Origin of the sequence: Fictibacillus terranigra (assembly GCF_030412265.1) — a bacterium.
Classification (GTDB): domain Bacteria; phylum Bacillota; class Bacilli; order Bacillales; family Fictibacillaceae; genus Fictibacillus_C; species Fictibacillus_C terrinigri.
In genome coordinates, this window is sequence record NZ_JAUHLN010000001.1 from 516,544 (window position 1) to 533,767 (window position 17,224).

Sequence of the window (17,224 nt, forward strand, 5' to 3'; positions counted from 1 at the left end):
AACCACTCCCGCAGAGGAGTCTCTACTTTTAGAATTAAGAATTCTGGGGCTGTGAGGACTCGGGCTGAATGGGAAAGGTAAGTATGAATACCGTTCCTTTTCCGACCTTGCTATGCACTTTAATGTTGCCTTTCATTGCTCGGACGATGCTGTACACGACCATCATTCCAAGACCGGTGCCTTTGGATCCTTTCGTTGAGTAGTAAGGCTCACCCAAGCGGTCCATTTGGTGTTTGGTCATGCCGACTCCTGAATCTTCAATCCGGACCATGGCCTGTAATGGTGTAGCGATGGATTCGATGGTAAGCTGTCCGCCGCTCGGCATCGACTCAATGGCATTTTTTACGAGATTTAAAAAGCACTGGCGTATCTTTTGCCGGTCTCCATAAATGGATGATACCGGTTCCAGTTTTTCTGTAATTTCTACGGAATATTGGTTAGCGAACGGATGAAGTATTTTAATGACATGATGAAGTTCGTCGTGAAGATAGATATGGCTTAAAGAAACGATGGAAGGTTTAGAAAACGTCAAGTAATCCTGAATCACTCTTTCTGCTGATTCCAATTCACTTTTTACGAGGGACAAATATTCGGTGCGCTTTTCATAATAGGTATCCTCTTCTTGAAGAAGCTGGACAAAACCCATCGCCGTAGTCAGCGGATTTCGTATTTCATGCGAGATCGCTGCCCCCATCTGTTCCACGGCTTCAAGCCTCCTTGTTTTCACAACATGCTCCCGCAGCACCATATTTTTATCAATCAGCTCCAAAAAATACGAAATCATGCCGACACCGAGCGGCGGAATGACCATATAGGCAAACCAGACGTCTACAAGCTCTTTTGAAGAGAACATCATCTGGGTGAATATCATCGTTAAAAAGCTGATGATCAATGTATAGAGGGAAGATAAAGCGACCCTGTAGTTAGACGAGAGATTAAGGAACCAGGGCGAGAGGCGCCACAAGGAAACGCCGAGCACGGCATAAAGCAGAATATTTAAGAAAAAGCCGGTGTCAACCCCGTAAAAGGCCCTTAATAGTACAGCCATCAAACAAAAGAGGGGAGCATACCCCGTATAAAAACCGGCGGCGATGACCGGAATATTTCGAAGGTCCAAGTACATGCTGCTGCTGAGCTTATAGGAGAACAAATAACAAAGAACAAGGGATACAGTGAAATAAACATAGGTCATTTTCCGGTAGCGCTCCTGGGCGTGGGATTTTCCAGTTCCAAGCAGGCAAAGAAAGAGCAATACAATGAGCAATGAGAGGTTAAACCAGAAGTGCACAGTGATCTCCATGTGCTATTCACATCCTGTTGATTTTAGGTATATTTTACCTTTTGTACACAAAGTGGACAAGATTTTTAAGTAAGGCAGGTATGGAAAACTAGAGTCAATAGTTAAAATATACCACTATGACCAGATACCGTCGGGTTGACACTTTCTTTATCTGTCTGATATATTAGCATGGTAAAGTAATAAACTATAAAACAGATTTCACTATGAAACGCGGTGGTGAACAGCCATGCGTTTTTTTATATTAGAGGGGATAGATTTAGATGCATACAACGGATACAACGAAAAAATGGGGGTTCTGGCTTTTAGCGGCCTTCGTTATCGGAAATATGGTGGGTTCAGGCATATTCATGCTTCCGAGTACACTGGCACAAACGGCGAGCCCGCTAGGAGTTACCTTTGCCTGGCTCGTTACAGGCTTCGGGGTGATGATGATTGCACTCATTTTCAGTAAACTGTCGATTCGCCGTCCAGACTTAACTGCAGGACCGCAAAGCTATGCACGCGCGCTATTCAAATCAGAGAAAAAAGGGAACTTAGCAAGCTTTAGCATGGTTTGGGGGTATTGGGTAGCCAACTGGATCAGCAACGTGGCCATGGTCACTAGCTTTGCTGGCTACTTGTCTGCGTTCTTGCCGATTATGCGAGCTGAAAATGTTGTGTTTTCCATCGGTTCACAGGATATCCGGCTCGGTAAAATCATAACGTTTGGCGTATGCACGGTATTGCTCTGGGGCATTCACTTTATTTTGGTAAGCAGCATGAACAGAGCAGGGAAATTGAATTTTGTTGCGACAGCATCCAAGGTTGCTGGTTTTGCACTCTTTATTGTTGCTGCCCTTTTTGCATTCCAGTCTTCCAACTTCGGTGATTTCTATACACCTGTCGTGGAGGAAGGCGGAACATCACATGGTTTGTTCAGCCAGGTGCAACTGGCAGCCATCTCAACGTTATGGGCGTTTATCGGCATTGAATCCGCCGTTATTTTATCAGGGCGCGCGAAGTCGCAGCGGGATGTGAGCCGCGCTACGATCTTCGGCCTTATCGTTGCGCTTGTCATCTACATGGCGATTACGCTTCTAACGATGGGGATCCTGCCTCAGGACGTGTTAAAAGCATCGGACAAACCATTTGTTGACGCGCTTACTGCTTTGATTGGAAGTGCGGGCGGACAGGTGATGGCGATCCTTGCACTCGTTTCCTTATTTGGGGCAACGATCGGGTGGATTTTGTTAAGCTCCGAGGTTCCTTATCAGGCGGCAAAATCGGGAACGTTTCCTGCCTACTTTGCAAAAGTGAACAAAAAGGGAAGCCCGACACGAGCGCTTACAGTCACAAATGTGATGTCACAGATTTTAATTTTCTCTACCATTTCAGGCACCATCAGCCAGGCGTATACGTTCTTAACGACAGCAGCCACGCTTGCTTATTTGATTCCTTATCTAGTTTCAGCTGTCTTTTTCCTGAAGCTGACGTTAAAAGGGGAAACTTCCGGTGGATCACGTGTCATGGACGTCATTATCGCGATTTTAGCACTTATTTACTCGGTATGGGTCATTATTACAGGTACAGCGGATATTAAAACATTTGCTCTGGGGATTGGCTTGTTCCTTGCAGGCTTTATCATCTATCCTTTGATCAACAGGAAGAAGAGCAGAGAAAGCTCAGGATCTGCGGTGTCAGTAAAGAACTAAATCATAGATAAAAGGGAAATAAACGGTGCCAGACACCGTTTATTTCCCTTTTTCATTATTATTCCCGATTTCAGGCTTCACCCATAGCTTTCGGAAATCCGCCCAGCCGAAGTCATTCAGCCGAACGCCCTTCAACAGCACCGGATAGTTCCATTGTTTGGCGATGTGATACAAGTGGAGAAGGATCTTTTCGTCTTCCATGTACGTTTCGATCTCCTCTAAAATTAAATCGCGTTCCTCATAACTTTCCTCACGGGTAAACCTGGCCAGGTGATCGTCCAATATGCCGATTTGCTCTTCAGACAAAAGAGTACGCATGCTCCGCTCACTTTTTATAAAAGATAGGAAGCCGTATTGGGTATCGCGTTCGAGAACTTCGCCCTTGGAGAGGATTTCAGCGTCCAACGGCTGAGGGTCCAGCAGGGTGTAAGGAGACAGCTCAACCGAAATGCCGGCCCGAGAAAATGTTTTCTGAAGCCATTCTGCTTCCCGGAGGCCCTCGCTCGTATAGTCCAAGTACTTAAAGGTAAGAGTCTCTCCCTGATAGGAGCTTTTGCTCAATAAGCCCCTCGCACGATCGATGGAAGCTGGATGAAACGCTGAAAGCTTGCTCCGCTCCGCCCACATGCTGCTTGCCGGACTGTTTCGCCGTCCGCCAAGCTCTGCGATCATGCGGTTCCGGTCGATGAGCTCATCGATGGCCTTGCGGAAATAAAGGTCATGGTGCGGGCCATCTTTTTGGAAATTAAAGACTAAATATTGAGAGCCGTTGTTGTCTACCCTCATCTCGCGGTTTTCCATTCCCTCACTTCCCGGCAGTTCATAGTGCACGATCCGGTCAGCGTTCAGCTCGACGAACCATAGCTCTACACGGTCAAGCAGTGCCCTGCCGTTAAAGTGTTCATCAAAGGCTTCAAGGATAAATACTTTTTCGTTATACTCCGTTACTTTAAACGGACCGGTTCCAATGAGCTCCTTGCCGGTTACAATCGGTACATCATGCGGCAAAATTGGTGCATGGAAGGAGCTCAAGTAATGCAAAAAGAACACGTTCGGCCGTTTTAAAATAATCCTCACTGTGTAGTCATTGAACGTTTGGATGGTATGGATCTCGGAAAACAGATGGAGGTATGGTGATCTTATCGAAGGATCCCGCAGCCGGTCCAGCGTATACTTTACATCCTGTGCAGTAAGGATTCGCCCGTGGTGAAACCGAACGCTTTTCCGCAAATAAAAGGTCCACTCGGTTCTTTCAGGATCCACGTCCCAATGGTGGGCAAGATGAGGTTCAAACTTCTCGGTGACAGGATTAAAGTTCACGAGCGTATCAAAGATCTGCCGGACAAAATGAGCTTCTGCTGCCGAATAGGAATGAGCGGGATCGAGTGCGGCGAGCGGACGCCTCATCGGAATCTTCAAAAGATCCACCCGGCTGGATACGGTCTGTTTGACATGAAGCCCGAAGTTGTCCTGAATACGGCTCTGCAGTTTTTTCGCTAAATGCTCAGGAAGAAGCGGGCGGTTCAGGAATTCCGCAGCCTCCGTGATCAGATTTTTTGCCAGCAGCTTTGAGAAATAGGCGTCGACGGCCTCTTCCAGACTGTAATGGAAAAGCACTTTCGAGCGGTTCCCGCGCCCTTTCCCCGGGATCCACGTGAGCCACTTTTCCTCGCCCATCCTTTTTAGGAGAAGATTGACGTTTCGCTTTGTACAGAAAAATAAGGTTTCCAGCTGGCTGATGGTGACTTCTGCAGGGGCTTCCTCTTTTTGTTCGGGATGCTGCAAGTGCAGGGTGATGTAGTAATCCAGGATCTCCATGCCGGTTTCCTCCATAAAAGGTGAAATTCTTTTCTGAATTTTACACTTTTTCTTCCCCTTTTACTAGAGGAAAATAAACTCCAGATAGAAGAACTGGTAAAAGGAGGGAGAAAGAATGTTTCGAGATTTACATCCGAATATAAAGATAAGGATTATAACGTCATTTATGACACGTGCCGTTGGAACGATGATTTTTCCGTTTATGGCGATCTACCTGTCGGACAAAATGGGTCAGGCGCTCGCGGGAATCATCCTGCTGATCAACGTGTTTGTCTCCATTTTGGTTGGGTTTTATGGAGGGTATGTCGCGGACAGGGTCGGCCGTAAAAAGGTCATGGTCATCGGACAGCTGATTACTGTGGCCGCATTCCTGTTTATGACGGCCGCCAATTCCCCCTGGTATGATTCCGCCTGGGTTACATCGTTCATGATGCTTATCCAAAGCATCAGCTCAGGGCTGATGAATCCGGCGGCTGAGGCGATGCTGATTGACGTCAGCACGAAGGAAAACCGGAAATTCATGTACAGCATCAACTATTGGGCGGTCAACCTGTCCATCGCGCTCGGTTCCATTGCAGGGGGATTCCTGTTTAAGTCTCACCGTTTTGAACTGTTTATAGCTATAACAGCCGTCAGTATCCTCACGCTGTACCTTGTCACCTATGTGATGAGAGAGTCCTACACCAAGACTGCCGCAAATCCTGAAAAGATCAACGTGTTCAGGGACATGGCCAACAACTACAAAACGGTCATGAAAGATAAAGTGTTCTTGTGGTTTTGTTTAGCATCCACTCTCATCGTCGCGATTGAGTTTCAGACAGGAAACTACATCTCCGTGCGGCTTGAGGACGAATTCACCTCTCAAATGGTATCGTTCGGCGACTGGTTTACCTACCAGCTCGACGGCTTGCGGATGATCAGCTGGATCCGGACATTGAATACAGTGCTCGTCGTTGCGGGAACCGTGCTTGTTACGCGCTGGATGAGAAGATATTCGGATCAGAAAGTCATCTATACCGGCTTTTGGATGTACACAGCCGGTTACGCTGTGCTTGGCTACAGCAATTCGGTCGCCCTGCTGCTCGTTTCCATCTTTATCGCTACGATCGGCGAGCTCATGTACGTACCGGTCAAGCAATCGATTATGGCTGATATCGTAAATGATGATGCGCGAAGCTCCTATATGGCGGTTCAGGGCTTAACCTTCCAGATGGCTAAAATTCTTGGAGCGGCCGGCATCACGATCGGATCATTCGTCCCATCCTGGGGGATGGCACTCGCTTATCTCGTGTCCGGGATGCTTGGAATCTACTGTTTTACAAAAGTTACGGGACCACTGAACAAGACTGTTAAAAAAGAAACAAAGAAAGCAGCAGCTGTTTAAAAAAAGGAGGCGTTTTAAGAGCGCCTCCCTCTTGCTTAAAAATATATCGTATTGTACGATATAAAAAGAGGTGAAGAAAATGGATGTTTCATTCTTTAATGAACTATGGACAGATCTGTATTATTTGCTGCATTACAGACATGAAGAAAAATTAACCCACCAAAACGTGAGGTGCATGCAGGCGGTAAAAAAGAAGAAGGATGCGACGGTTGCTGATGTGGCCGATGTTTTGCAAGTGACGCATCATTCTGCATCCGAGCATGTGAAACGGCTGATCGATAAAGGTTATTTAGAGAAAGAACGATCAGCTTCAGACAAAAGGACGGTTTTTGTAAAGCTGACTGTGCTTGGTGAAGACGCACTGAAACGGAACACCGAACTCGATGAACAAAAACTGCAGGCTGTCCTGGACCGTTTGAGCAAGGACGAGCAGAAGAGTCTGATGGACGCATTTGAGAAGCTTAGAACGGAGGCAAAACATGTATACGGTCGTTAAAATTACAATATCGGCACTGGTCATTGGTATGATTACTGCTCTTGCCAAACATTCACCGCGCTATGGAGGAATCGTGGCGGCACTTCCGCTGGTCAGCCTGCTGAGTTTGTTTTGGCTCTACACTCAAGGAGAGCGGCCGGATCACTTGAGCCAGTTTATGTATGGCGTGCTGTACGGGCTGCCGAGCACCATCGTTCTGATTTTCATTGTTGCTCTATCACTTAAGCATGCGGTTCCTTTTTTTCTGGCGGTCGTATTCGGTATCGGAGGCTGGGGACTGTGCCTGCTTGTTCAAAAATTCCTCTTGTCAGGGGCTCTGCTCAATTTTCGCTAGGTTACGTCTCTGAACGGTACGTTTTCCCGAGTTCTTCTCCAAGGCCAAAATAGTGCCTGAAATTATAGATTAAAGGCCGCCATTGGGCAGGATCGATGTGGTTTGTTCCTGTGATGATTTCTGGATGAGCATGAACGTTTACGGCCTGTGTCTCCACGATAGCAAAGAACGGTGAATAATCAGGAACACGGATCTGCTCCACTTTTGCTTCGATTTGAAGCGGGCATTCCTGGATTCGGTCCGGCTGGACGCTCACCGATGGTGTGGATGTGAAGCCAGATTCAGTAAACTTGTCTTTTTTGCAGGTGAACCCCAGCATCTGTTTTTCGTAAGGAACTGGATCTTTCGCCGTGTAGGGAGCGAGTTTCTCGACCTTCTCCCATAATAAGGCGTCCGGGATGTTCAGTACGCATTCTGGTGTGCTTTCCAAGTTTTCAATGGCCTTTCCACCGAGGCCGATGCCTAAAATGATGCTGTTGCCCAGCGCCCAGGAAGATGAAATGGGGCTGATATTGGTTGTATGGTCATCGTTTAAGGTGGTCAGCAGGATTACAGGGGTGCCGTAGTATAGGATTTTCGGTGTGATCGTTTGGATTTCTTTCATATCGTTCGCTCCTTTTTTTAACGTGATTTTATTGTAGAGCAGGAATTCTTCGATGTTCATCGAAGTATGGATGTAAAAGGAGGCGATGTTGGGATGGCACAATCGAATGTGGCCGAGATAGCTTCGATCGTGAGTGAATCTTCACGAGCGGCGATGCTGACAGTTTTGATGGACGGCCGGTTTCATACGGCCAGCGAACTTGCCTTTATGGCTGGCATCAAACCTCAGACAGCGAGCTTTCATCTTTCAAAAATGCAGGAAGCCGGTTTGATCGTACAGGAAAAACAGGGCCGGCACCGTTATTACGGCATTCAGAACGAAGAGATCGCGAAGGTGATGGAGTCTTTTCTTTTCATAGCACCGCCTGTCAAAATTAAATCGCTGAAGCAGTCCTCGCAGGATAAGGCGATGAGGTATGCACGAACCTGCTATGACCATCTGGCGGGGAGCCTCGGAGTCCAACTCGCGGATGCACTTTTGAAAACGGGTGTTTTACGTGAAGACCACGAGAACTTCCGTGTTACGGAAAAGGGTGAGCTATTTTTTAAAGAACTGGGAATTCCACTCGAAACGGTAAGCAAGAAACGCCGGTCGTTCTCTTACCGGTGTCTGGACTGGAGTGAACGGCGCCATCATCTGGCAGGTGCACTCGGCCAAGCGGTTTTAGAACGGTTAATAGAGCTGGGATGGATTCAGCGTGTTCCTCAAAATCGTGCGGTAAAGGTGACCGAAGAGGGGAAAGACGGCCTGAAAAAAACGTTCGGCATTGATCATTCGAAGGAGGGAACGTAAAGTGGCAAGCCATAAACAAATTTTTTCTGAGGCAGGCAAGGGAATGCTTCAGCAGGTGCGGGAGATCTGCAAAGGGTTTCCGGAAGTGACGGAGCAGATTGATGGCTTTGGCCATACGTCCTTCCGTGTGAAGGACAAGCCTTTCGTCATCATGGGGGAAAATGAACAGGGAACTTCTTTGGCGATGAAAACACTGCCAGAAACACAGGAGATCCTTTTGCAGGACGAGCGTTTTTTCAGACCGGCTTACATAGGCCAGCACGGCTGGACCTCCATTTACACTTCGGACCGTCTAAATTGGAACGAGATTCAGAGCTTGATCCTTGAGGCATACTGCCGGACGGCACCAAAGCGGCTGGTGAAGATGCTCAAAGACAAATAAACTAGTGAGGGAAAGGAAGTTCGTATCGTGAACGAAAAAATAGAAAATTATCTTGAAGAGAACAGAGATGCCCATTTGAGACAGCTTAAAGATTTTCTTGCTATTCCGAGCATCTCGACACAAACCGAGCATAAGGGAGATATGGAGAAGGCAGCGGAATGGACCGCACAATCCCTCCGCCAGCTTGGTATGGACAATGTTAAAGTATATGAAACAAAGGGGCATCCGGTCGTGTATGGCGAGTGGCTGAAAGCGGAGGGAAAGCCAACGGTGCTCATCTACGGGCATTACGATGTACAGCCGGTAGATCCCGTAGAGCTATGGAACAGCCCGCCGTTCTCGGCTGAGATCCGTGATGAAAAGCTCTATGCCCGTGGGGCGAGTGATGATAAAGGGCAGACGTTTATGCACTTTAAAGCGTTGGAAGCGATCCTGGAGACAACGGGTACACTGCCGCTGAATTTCAAGTTCTGCATTGAAGGCGAAGAAGAGATGGGAAGCCCGAACCTGCCCGCTTTTGCGGAAGAACACGAAGATTTGTTGGCAGCAGACCTGATCGTGGTTTCAGATACAGGCATGATCGAAAAGGGGAAGCCGGCCATCACCTATGGACTCAGGGGATTGTGCGGTCTGCAGATCGACTTGAAGGGACCAAGCGGAGACGTTCACTCCGGTCTTTATGGAGGGACCGTTCAAAATCCGATTCATGCACTCGTTAAAATTGTAGATTCCTTCCACAGTGAAGACGGGCATATCCTGGTCGATGGCTTCTATGATGATGTTTTGACCGTGACCGAGCAGGAGAAGGAAGAGTTTGCTACCCTTCAGTTCAATGAAGAGGAAGTAAAGAAGGAGCTGGGTGTCAACGAGTTATACGGTGAAGCAGGCTACACTTATCTTGAGCGGACATGGACCCGTCCGACCCTTGAAGTGAACGGCATCTATGGCGGCTACCAAGGCGGAGGTCTGAAAACGGTCCTGCCTTCAGAAGCCCATGCGAAGATCTCCTGCCGTCTTGTGCCGAACCAGGAACCTGACAAGATCGTGGAGCAGCTGAAACAGCACATTACGAAACATCTGCCTCCTGGGGTCGAAGTAGAGATGAATCGGTTCGATCAAGGCCATCCTTACTTGACGCCGATCGACCATCCTTACGTTCAGGCGGCTGGTGATGCCTATGAAAAAGTGTACGAAGTGAAGACTTCCTATATTCGAAGCGGCGGCTCCATCCCAATCATCGCCACATTTAAACAGTTGTTTAACCTGCCGATTGTGTTAATGGGATTCGGCTTGCCGAGTGAAAACTTCCATGCGCCTAACGAGCACTTTCATCTGGAGAACTTTGATAAAGGGCTGCGCGTTCTGTGCCATTATTGGGAGGATGTAGCGAAGATCGAGTTATAAATCAGGGAGTAACGCCCAGGCTGGAGGAGCCTGGGTTTTTTTACGGGTAAAAGTGAGAGGGATTGAGGCAGAGTCTGGTGTTAAGTGGCCATTTGGCCTGAACCGCCTGCTATAAAAAAAGGGACTCCCGCAAAGGAGTCCGTTTTTGCAATCGATTAACTTGCCGGCACTTCTTTTTTTACTTCTGCTTTCTGTCCGCGGTTGCCCATCACATACCGGTCGCCACCGACGAACAGGGCGACGATGAACCCGATGGCACAAGCGGTTAACGCGAGGTAAAAGCCGTGATGCAAGGCTTTTTCCAACGCCTCTCTTAAAAAGCCGACGACTTGAGGAGGAAGCTGAATGTCCTTTTGCATCAGGATTTCCGGCTTAGCCATCTGCTCAACTTTATCCGCTGGCAGCTGGGACGTTGCCGCGAACTCCTTCATTTTGTCTTTTAAATCATTGTTAACGATCGTAGCGGTAATGGCAGCTCCCATGACACCGCCGATGCTGCGCCAAAAACCGACGACAGAGGAGGCGATCCCGATGTACTTACTATCAACGGACTGTGCAACAGCGTTTTGTGAAACGCTCATGAGCGGCCCCAGGACGAGAAGGCCCAGTACAATCATGACTCCTGTTACCATCCAGTTGCCGGTTTCATGAGTAATGGTGCCGAGCAAATAAGCTTCGATCACTCCAACACCCATCGCAAAGGCCATGATCGTGCGAAAACGTATTTTGGTACAAAGAAACCCGGCGATGATCGCTCCAACCATGATAGGAAACATCATGGGCGTCAATACGCTGTTTGAGTTTTCATTGCCGATAACGGCGACCGAAAGAATCGGCAAATACGTGATGGCCGAGAACATGATGGCACCCTGGCAAAAGACGACGATGCTCGTTCCGAGGACCATTTTATTTTTAAAGATGGTAAGCGGAAGGATCGGCTCCTGCGCTTTTCGTTCGACGAAGAGGAAGAGCACAATTGACACGGCAGCACCGGAGAAAAGTCCGATGATCTGTACGGAATCCCATGCATAATCCTTTCCGCCCCACTCCAATCCGAGCAATAGAAGGACCGTAGATGAGACGAGCAGCAGCGTTCCTAAGTAATCCACCTTTGGTTTAAGATCGGATTTGGACTCTTTTAAGGCGATCGCCAGCGTGATGATGGACAGAAGGCCAAAAGGAATGTTTACGTAAAAGCACCATCTCCATCCTAATAAAGAAGACTCTGATATCCATGTGCCAATCTGCGGACCGAGAACAGAGGAAATACCAAAAATCCCTGCAAAAATTCCCGACATCTTCGCGGCTTGCTTCGGATCGGTCGAGACAGAGTAGATGATCGTGAAGGAGATCGGAAAAATTGCTCCGGATCCTACCCCTTGAATGACACGGTAAAAGATCAGCTGATCAATGTTCTGTGCGGTTCCGCATAGGGCGGATCCAATAAGAAACAGGCTGATTCCAATCAAATAAAACAGTTTACGTCCAAACAAATCGCTCATCTTGCCGAAGACGAGCATCGTACTGGTCGCTGCCAGCATATACGCTGTGAAAATCCAGCTCATTTTATCAAAGCCGCCAATATCTTTGATCACTTGACTGATACTGGCTGAAACGATGGTGTTATCCAACGAAGACATGAAAAGCCCCAGTGCCATTGCCAAAACAACAAATCCCATTCTTTTGTTTTGAGCCATACCTTCACCACTTCCCCTTATATTCAATAAATACCATTATTTAGAATACCATCATCCATGATGGCTGAACAGTAAATTTTTTATAAAGGAAAATAGTTTTCAAGTACAAGCACTAAATTGAAAATAATCATAGTTTACTAGAAGGGGGTGATGAAGTTGCAAAACAAGTGCAATTGCTGTTCGGATCGAAAACAGAAGAAGTCTAAACGTAAACCGGTAAAGGTTATTACGTTTGGAGGACATAAAGGCTGTTGTTCACGTTAAGAAGAACGCTTAGGATGCTGTCGATTATTTTCCGGGAAATATGATGCGATCTGTCGTTTAGATTCAGGGTTTGGCGGATACACATAAGTATAGGCGATGGAAAAATAAATGTAGACATATATTGCAACCATCTGCGACACGTTTTTTAACCAAAATAGACTAATCTAAACCCAGAAGAAACTAATCATAAATTGTCTGTTAGAAAATATCACGAATTTCTATTTTATATAGCCATTTTTCCGTATAGTTGCATAAAGATATGTACTACAAGCCTGTTTTGAATAAAAAGGAGAGGCGTGTAAACCAATGGCAACCTACCACAATCAGGTATTTGTGTCCATGCCGGAACACGAAGTTCATGATGAACGTTCACCGATTTACTTTACTTGTATTCAGGAAGGTTTGATCGTGCGTGCCACTTATACAGGAGAAGGCATTCAATATGGAACATTAGTAGGAATGGTTGATAAAGAAGGGGAACTTCATTTTAAATACCATCACGTGAACAAGAACGATGAGCTGCGGAGCGGCGTGGGGAAGCTGGTGCCTGAAAGGCAGCCAGATGGCCGCTTAACGCTGACTGGAACCTGGCAGGGGATCGACGGTGCACAGCAGGAAAAAATGCAGTGCTGTGCATTTCAGGGTCAAGGTGCCAGGCACCTCAATTACACAAGTTTGTAATCGTGGTGCCTGGCACCAATTTTTTAACGACAGAGCTGAAGGGGCTGAGATAAAACCTTGATGGCTTCCTTATTGTTTGAAACATCCAAATAGATTTTTGTTTTCTCCCCTAGATAGATCGCTTCAATCTTAACCTTACACCATAATGCTCCCTGAATCATTCCCAGTTGTCCAGGTGCCCCTGAAGCAATCTCAAGGATCTGAATAACGTGCTTTTCTGTCCAATGCACATGAGAGGATGAAAGGATGTTTCTGACGGCTTCGATTTCGTTTGGGCTCTCACCTTCTGTGCTGCCCACTACAAATCTAAAAACGCTAAGAGGACTGTAAGGGTCTGGTTTCAGCTGTTGGAATCCATTGATATTGATCCCGCTTAGAGCAAGGTGCTTGAGTAATTTCGCAAGGGTTGGATCATCAGCCATCATTCGAAACTGGGTTCTGACATTATACTTTAAACCATTCTGCATAGGCTCAATACTCCTTTACTGGCACATATTAATATAAAAATATGTTATTGGGGATTGTACTCATAACTAAAACCAGACGGAGCAGGCAGAACATCACTTTAAAAAGTCATAAGAAAACAAGAGAAGCCCCTTCCTATTTAGAGGAGGGGCTTCTTAACGTAACTCTATTACTTAAAGATATCATATGAAACGGTTCCGCTTTTGATCGTAAGTGATTTTAGTTTTTGAGTGGTCTCAGGATTGGCTTTCAGTTCCCCCATGAACTTATCATAGGCTTCCTGTACGGAGGAGACCGTATAAACCGCACGCTGCCGCCTTTGATCGGTTGAAGCTTCTACTAAATAGAGATCAAACGTATCTTTGTTCAAGAATCGCACCCCCATAGCTTGATAGTATTATTTTCTTCAATCGTTTAGATAGTCCTGCCTGTGGCGGGGCTGTTACAAAAAAGTAAACTTACCTCCTAGTAAATGGAGAGTTGGAGGCTGTTACCGATGAACAATGTCTTTTTTTGTCCGGTTAAGAGGAGAATGTTGCGATTTTGTCGCACAATTTATCATCCAGGATGTACCTATATAGAGTAGAATAAAAGTGGGTGATCGAATTATGCTGAAAAAGTTAATCAAAAACATGGATTATAGTTTAATAGCAGCCACACTGTGTTTATGTATATTTGGTCTGGTCATGATTTACAGCAGCAGCTACTGGGTCGCGTTTAATTATGGAAGAGAAGCAGACTTTTTCTTTAATCGCCAGCTTATCTTTGTGCTTGGCGGCACTCTGGTTTTTTGTCTCTCCTCTATCTTTCCGTACAAAGCGTATATGAAGCTTACTAAACTCATATTAACCATAACCGTTTTTCTGCTCATACTAGTTTTTCTATTGGGAAAGGTCGTCAATAACGCGCAGTCGTGGATTAGTCTGGGAGGATTTAACCTTCAGCCGGCTGAGGCAGCCAAGATTGCGATCATCATCTACTTGTCATCGATTCTATCAAAAAAACAGTCTTACATTTCCGACTTTAACAAAGCGATTGCGCCTCCGTTAATTGTCGTTGGGTTTATTGCCTTACTTATTCTCATGCAGCCTGACTTCGGTTCGATGCTGATCCTGGTTTCAATCGCAGCTTGTATTCTCGTTTGTGCGAGGATCCGTTTCCGTCATGTTGCGATACTGGGAATAGCTTCTGCGGTACTGATGGTTATTTTCTTCCTGTTTGTGGCGAGCGACGAGCAGCTGTCCCGATTTAAGGGAGCTTATTCACCATTTGAGCACCAAAAGGAAGGCTATCAGCTCATCAATTCATATGTGGCCATTTCAGCCGGTGGAATGGAAGGGGTAGGGCTTGGCAACGGGCGAACAAAATACGGATACCTGCCAGAGGGGCAGACGGACTTCATCATCGCCAATGTATCAGAGGAATTTGGATTTGTGGGTGTTTTGGCTTCGATAACCGGCTTGTTTTATATTGTGATCAGAGGATTTATTATCGGCCTTCGCTGCAAAGATACATTTGGCCGGCTGCTGGCATTTGGTGTCGCCAGCATGATTGGCATACAGTCGTTCATTAACCTGGGGGCTGCCACAGGAATCCTGCCCGTAACCGGCGTTCCGCTGCCTTTCCTGAGCTATGGAGGATCCTCACTTCTCGTCATCATGTTTTCGATGGGCATTCTCACAAATGTTTCTGCGTTTGTGAACCTGAAAAGAAATCCGGTTCCGGAAGATGCCTTGGAAAAAGACAAGCCTTTACAGCCGGTTCGTAATAACGTGGCTTCGTTTCCTTATCAAAATAAAAAGAAGCCAGCTCATTAAGAACGTAAGTGGTGCCCGTAGGCGGTGCCAGGCACCGCGATTACACAAGTGTGTAATGCGGGTGCCTGGCACCACTTTTTTGCGATTCTTAGTCAAAAAGGTACAGGCAATTCGAAACGGTGAATGTAAAATACGTAAAGCCTGCATTAAGCAGATTCGTTGAAGATTTTAGAAAGCCTGCTTAAGATCTTTTAAATTCCCCCATATTTTACCTTGGATAAACTCCTTTTAAGCCCCTCTTTCTCTATTGGGATAAAATATCCTTTCCATAAAGAACCATAGTTAATAAAGTGAAGTAGGATGGAACTTCTTGGGATAAATACACCCGATTTGTACTGTTGTTAAATGATTGTAAATGTTCCCCAGAGTTCAACTAAAGTCCCGTTCTATCAACATGTTTTCCTGCTATACTCAATTTGAAAATTTCACCTGTTTTGCTTATTGATCCACATTATACTTTTCAGATTTCTGACCTATACAGACCTGCCAATTTCCTTACGAAAGTTATAGCTTTAGAGCGCGCACCAAGGAATCGGCCATTTGCGGGATGGCTGTCTTTTGGTGATTGCCTCGTAATTGAAAAATAGGCAGACGCTAAAACAAAAAGCCGTGCATCTCAATGAAGTCTATTAAAGAATGCATGGGCCTGAGCTTAACGGCCCGAACAGGAACAAATGTATGATAATACGGGAATATCAAATACACAACTATAGGAGGACGCTATGATTGACATTCATTCACACATCCTGCCAGGAATTGATGACGGAGCACCTAATATTGAAGTGAGTCTGGAGATGGCCCGGTGTGCACTAGATCAGGGGATAACATATGTGATCGCAACACCTCATCATCGAAACGGTATGTATGAGAACGAAAAATCTTTTATTTTGGAGCAGGTCGAGCAGTTAAACAACCGTTTAATGGAGGAAGGGCTTCCCTTGACGGTACTCCCCGGCCAGGAGTTAAGGATCCAATACGAAATTCCACAGAACTTGGAACAGCTGCTGTCTTTAAATCATACGAAATACATGTTTATCGAGTTTTCATTTACAAGGGTGCCTAATTATTCGCATGAACTGTTCCATGAAATGCTCGTCAAAGGCTTTGTACCGGTGATCGTTCATCCTGAACGGAATACAGAGCTGCAGGAAAATCCAGAACTGCTCTACGAGTTTGTCCAGCAAGGGGCTTTGACGCAGGTTACAGCGGGAAGTGTGTTAGGATACTTCGGAAAAAAGTGCAAGTCATTCTCTCAAGAACTCATCAGCCACGTCCTGACTCATTTCATCTCATCCGATGCGCATAACGTTTCAACGAGAGGATTTTGTTTAAGGGAAGCGTATGAGGAGATTACAAAACAGTTTGGTGTCAGCAAAACAACCTATTTTCAGCAGAATGCACATTCCTTAGTGGAGGGCCGCACAATCCCTGCAGGGGTACCTGATCCGATTAGGAGTAGAAAGCTTGTGGGTATTTTATTGACTACTTAGTAAAAAGGTGCCAGGCACCGCGATTACACACTTGTGTAATGCGGGTGCCTGGCACACCCTATTTTGCGTGTTTTTCTTTTTTCATACTCTTTGTAAGGTAGCCGCCTTTGAAGCTGCGGATTTCAAAGGAGACGAGGAAGGCTTTTGGTGCAATTTCATCGACGATTCGAAGGAGTTCTTTTTCCCGGCTTCTTTTCGCCAGTACATCCAGACGAAACCGTGCATTGTCTTGGCGGCCTTCACCCTGATAGACGGTAACGCCGAATCCTTCTTCGCGAAGACGGTTCACCAATTTTTCTGACCGGTCGAGCAGGTTGATCTGGTGGGTGACGTAGCCGATCGCCAATTTATTCTCGAGCACTCCGCCCAGCAGGAGTCCTACTCCAAATCCGAGGGCGTAGGCGATGATGTTCCAAATGTTCGACATATCCTGAAACACGATTCCGAGGGAAAGCACGTTGATGGCCGCTTCCACCACCCCGATGACGCTGGCTTTTCGTGTTTCGCCTTTCACAAGCAAGATGGTACGGACGGTCACAATTGGGAGCAGAGACAGCTGCATGAGAAAAATAATGAGGGGTTGCCACATATGTTGGACCTCCTTG

The 17,224-nt window shown here is 46.4% G+C and carries 17 protein-coding genes; 10 read left to right on the forward strand and 7 right to left on the reverse strand.

All coding sequences use genetic code 11. The features are described from left to right. Positions 1 to 34: 34 nt before the first annotated feature. Positions 35 to 1,300 carry a sensor histidine kinase gene (locus QYF49_RS02570; protein ID WP_290398064.1) on the reverse strand — a complete coding sequence of 422 codons (1,266 nt, stop codon included), beginning with the start codon at positions 1,298 to 1,300 and terminating at the stop codon, positions 35 to 37. 260 nt (positions 1,301 to 1,560) lie between these two features. On the opposite strand from QYF49_RS02570, the gene QYF49_RS02575 reads away from it, so the two are divergent. Then, a complete protein-coding gene (locus QYF49_RS02575) occupies positions 1,561 to 2,991 on the forward strand; it encodes an amino acid permease (RefSeq protein ID WP_290398065.1) in 1,431 nt (476 codons plus the stop codon). Positions 2,992 to 3,030: 39 nt separating this feature from the next. Here QYF49_RS02575 and QYF49_RS02580 read toward each other — a convergent pair whose 3' ends face one another. Next, complete coding sequence (locus QYF49_RS02580; RefSeq protein WP_290398066.1) at positions 3,031 to 4,809, reverse strand: ABC transporter substrate-binding protein; 1,779 nt, start codon at positions 4,807 to 4,809, stop codon at positions 3,031 to 3,033. A 115-nt stretch (positions 4,810 to 4,924) separates the two neighbouring features. On the opposite strand from QYF49_RS02580, the gene QYF49_RS02585 reads away from it, so the two are divergent. The 3 genes from QYF49_RS02585 to QYF49_RS02595 all read left to right on the forward strand — a co-directional run bounded on the left by QYF49_RS02585 (position 4,925) and on the right by QYF49_RS02595 (position 7,023). Further along, entirely contained in the window at positions 4,925 to 6,193 is a 1,269-nt protein-coding gene (locus tag QYF49_RS02585; protein ID WP_290398067.1) for an MDR family MFS transporter, read from the forward strand. A gap of 79 nt (positions 6,194 to 6,272) precedes the next feature. Then, positions 6,273 to 6,689, forward strand: coding sequence for a MarR family winged helix-turn-helix transcriptional regulator (locus tag QYF49_RS02590; RefSeq protein ID WP_290398068.1), 417 nt, complete (start codon positions 6,273 to 6,275; stop codon positions 6,687 to 6,689). Continuing rightward, on the forward strand, positions 6,673 to 7,023 hold the full coding sequence (locus QYF49_RS02595; protein ID WP_290398069.1) for a DUF3147 family protein: 351 nt from the start codon (positions 6,673 to 6,675) through the stop codon (positions 7,021 to 7,023). Before QYF49_RS02590 ends, QYF49_RS02595 begins: the two co-directional genes overlap by 17 nt. A 1-nt stretch (position 7,024) precedes the next feature. On the opposite strand, the gene QYF49_RS02600 is transcribed toward QYF49_RS02595, so the two are convergent. Then, positions 7,025 to 7,627 carry a flavin reductase family protein gene (locus QYF49_RS02600; protein WP_290398070.1) on the reverse strand — a complete coding sequence of 201 codons (603 nt, stop codon included), beginning with the start codon at positions 7,625 to 7,627 and terminating at the stop codon, positions 7,025 to 7,027. A gap of 93 nt (positions 7,628 to 7,720) precedes the next feature. Between QYF49_RS02600 and QYF49_RS02605 the strand changes: the two genes are divergently transcribed. From QYF49_RS02605 to QYF49_RS02615, 3 genes are read left to right on the forward strand one after another with little or no spacing between them, the layout of a single operon-like run. Continuing rightward, on the forward strand, positions 7,721 to 8,419 hold the full coding sequence (locus QYF49_RS02605) for an ArsR/SmtB family transcription factor (RefSeq protein WP_290398071.1): 699 nt from the start codon (positions 7,721 to 7,723) through the stop codon (positions 8,417 to 8,419). A 43-nt stretch (positions 8,420 to 8,462) separates the two neighbouring features. After that, positions 8,463 to 8,801, forward strand: a complete 339-nt coding sequence (locus tag QYF49_RS02610) for an MmcQ/YjbR family DNA-binding protein (protein ID WP_290399023.1) — start codon at positions 8,463 to 8,465, stop codon at positions 8,799 to 8,801. Between the two features lie 27 nt (positions 8,802 to 8,828). Further along, a complete protein-coding gene (locus QYF49_RS02615; protein WP_290398072.1) occupies positions 8,829 to 10,205 on the forward strand; it encodes a dipeptidase in 1,377 nt (458 codons plus the stop codon). 155 nt (positions 10,206 to 10,360) lie between these two features. Here the strand turns inward: QYF49_RS02615 and QYF49_RS02620 are convergent, their stop codons facing one another. Continuing rightward, positions 10,361 to 11,902 (reverse strand): MFS transporter, encoded by a 1,542-nt coding sequence (locus QYF49_RS02620; protein ID WP_290398073.1) that lies wholly within the window; start codon positions 11,900 to 11,902, stop codon positions 10,361 to 10,363. Between the two features lie 570 nt (positions 11,903 to 12,472). On the opposite strand from QYF49_RS02620, the gene QYF49_RS02625 reads away from it, so the two are divergent. Beyond that, positions 12,473 to 12,847 carry an avidin-fold protein gene (locus QYF49_RS02625; RefSeq protein ID WP_290398074.1) on the forward strand — a complete coding sequence of 125 codons (375 nt, stop codon included), beginning with the start codon at positions 12,473 to 12,475 and terminating at the stop codon, positions 12,845 to 12,847. Positions 12,848 to 12,870: 23 nt separating this feature from the next. Here QYF49_RS02625 and QYF49_RS02630 read toward each other — a convergent pair whose 3' ends face one another. Together QYF49_RS02630 and QYF49_RS02635 are read right to left on the reverse strand one after the other, a co-directional pair. After that, the gene (locus QYF49_RS02630) at positions 12,871 to 13,314 is read right to left on the reverse strand and encodes a hypothetical protein (protein ID WP_290398075.1); all 444 of its coding nucleotides are present in this window, start codon (positions 13,312 to 13,314) and stop codon (positions 12,871 to 12,873) included. A 167-nt stretch (positions 13,315 to 13,481) separates the two neighbouring features. Next, on the reverse strand, positions 13,482 to 13,682 hold the full coding sequence (locus tag QYF49_RS02635; RefSeq protein ID WP_290398076.1) for a hypothetical protein: 201 nt from the start codon (positions 13,680 to 13,682) through the stop codon (positions 13,482 to 13,484). 238 nt (positions 13,683 to 13,920) lie between these two features. Between QYF49_RS02635 and QYF49_RS02640 the strand changes: the two genes are divergently transcribed. Continuing rightward, the gene (locus QYF49_RS02640; protein WP_290398077.1) at positions 13,921 to 15,129 is read left to right on the forward strand and encodes an FtsW/RodA/SpoVE family cell cycle protein; all 1,209 of its coding nucleotides are present in this window, start codon (positions 13,921 to 13,923) and stop codon (positions 15,127 to 15,129) included. A 722-nt stretch (positions 15,130 to 15,851) separates the two neighbouring features. Next, entirely contained in the window at positions 15,852 to 16,619 is a 768-nt protein-coding gene (locus tag QYF49_RS02645; RefSeq protein ID WP_290398078.1) for a tyrosine-protein phosphatase, read from the forward strand. Positions 16,620 to 16,677: 58 nt separating this feature from the next. Here the strand turns inward: QYF49_RS02645 and QYF49_RS02650 are convergent, their stop codons facing one another. Next, the gene (locus tag QYF49_RS02650) at positions 16,678 to 17,208 is read right to left on the reverse strand and encodes a DUF2179 domain-containing protein (protein ID WP_290398079.1); all 531 of its coding nucleotides are present in this window, start codon (positions 17,206 to 17,208) and stop codon (positions 16,678 to 16,680) included. Between the last annotated feature and the right edge of the window lie 16 nt (positions 17,209 to 17,224).

Coding starts and splice junctions, on each gene's coding strand:
- QYF49_RS02610 (WP_290399023.1), top strand. CDS start 8,463: ATGCTTCAGCAGGTGCGGGAGATCTGCAAAGGGTTTCCGGAAGTGACG.
- QYF49_RS02645 (WP_290398078.1), top strand. CDS start 15,852: ATGATTGACATTCATTCACACATCCTGCCAGGAATTGATGACGGAGCA.
- QYF49_RS02600 (WP_290398070.1), bottom strand. CDS start 7,627: ATGAAAGAAATCCAAACGATCACACCGAAAATCCTATACTACGGCACC.
- QYF49_RS02640 (WP_290398077.1), top strand. CDS start 13,921: ATGCTGAAAAAGTTAATCAAAAACATGGATTATAGTTTAATAGCAGCC.
- QYF49_RS02590 (WP_290398068.1), top strand. CDS start 6,273: ATGGATGTTTCATTCTTTAATGAACTATGGACAGATCTGTATTATTTG.
- QYF49_RS02575 (WP_290398065.1), top strand. CDS start 1,561: ATGCATACAACGGATACAACGAAAAAATGGGGGTTCTGGCTTTTAGCG.
- QYF49_RS02570 (WP_290398064.1), bottom strand. CDS start 1,300: ATGGAGATCACTGTGCACTTCTGGTTTAACCTCTCATTGCTCATTGTA.
- QYF49_RS02580 (WP_290398066.1), bottom strand. CDS start 4,809: ATGGAGATCCTGGATTACTACATCACCCTGCACTTGCAGCATCCCGAA.
- QYF49_RS02620 (WP_290398073.1), bottom strand. CDS start 11,902: ATGGCTCAAAACAAAAGAATGGGATTTGTTGTTTTGGCAATGGCACTG.
- QYF49_RS02630 (WP_290398075.1), bottom strand. CDS start 13,314: ATGCAGAATGGTTTAAAGTATAATGTCAGAACCCAGTTTCGAATGATG.
- QYF49_RS02625 (WP_290398074.1), top strand. CDS start 12,473: ATGGCAACCTACCACAATCAGGTATTTGTGTCCATGCCGGAACACGAA.
- QYF49_RS02605 (WP_290398071.1), top strand. CDS start 7,721: ATGGCACAATCGAATGTGGCCGAGATAGCTTCGATCGTGAGTGAATCT.
- QYF49_RS02650 (WP_290398079.1), bottom strand. CDS start 17,208: ATGTGGCAACCCCTCATTATTTTTCTCATGCAGCTGTCTCTGCTCCCA.
- QYF49_RS02595 (WP_290398069.1), top strand. CDS start 6,673: ATGTATACGGTCGTTAAAATTACAATATCGGCACTGGTCATTGGTATG.
- QYF49_RS02585 (WP_290398067.1), top strand. CDS start 4,925: ATGTTTCGAGATTTACATCCGAATATAAAGATAAGGATTATAACGTCA.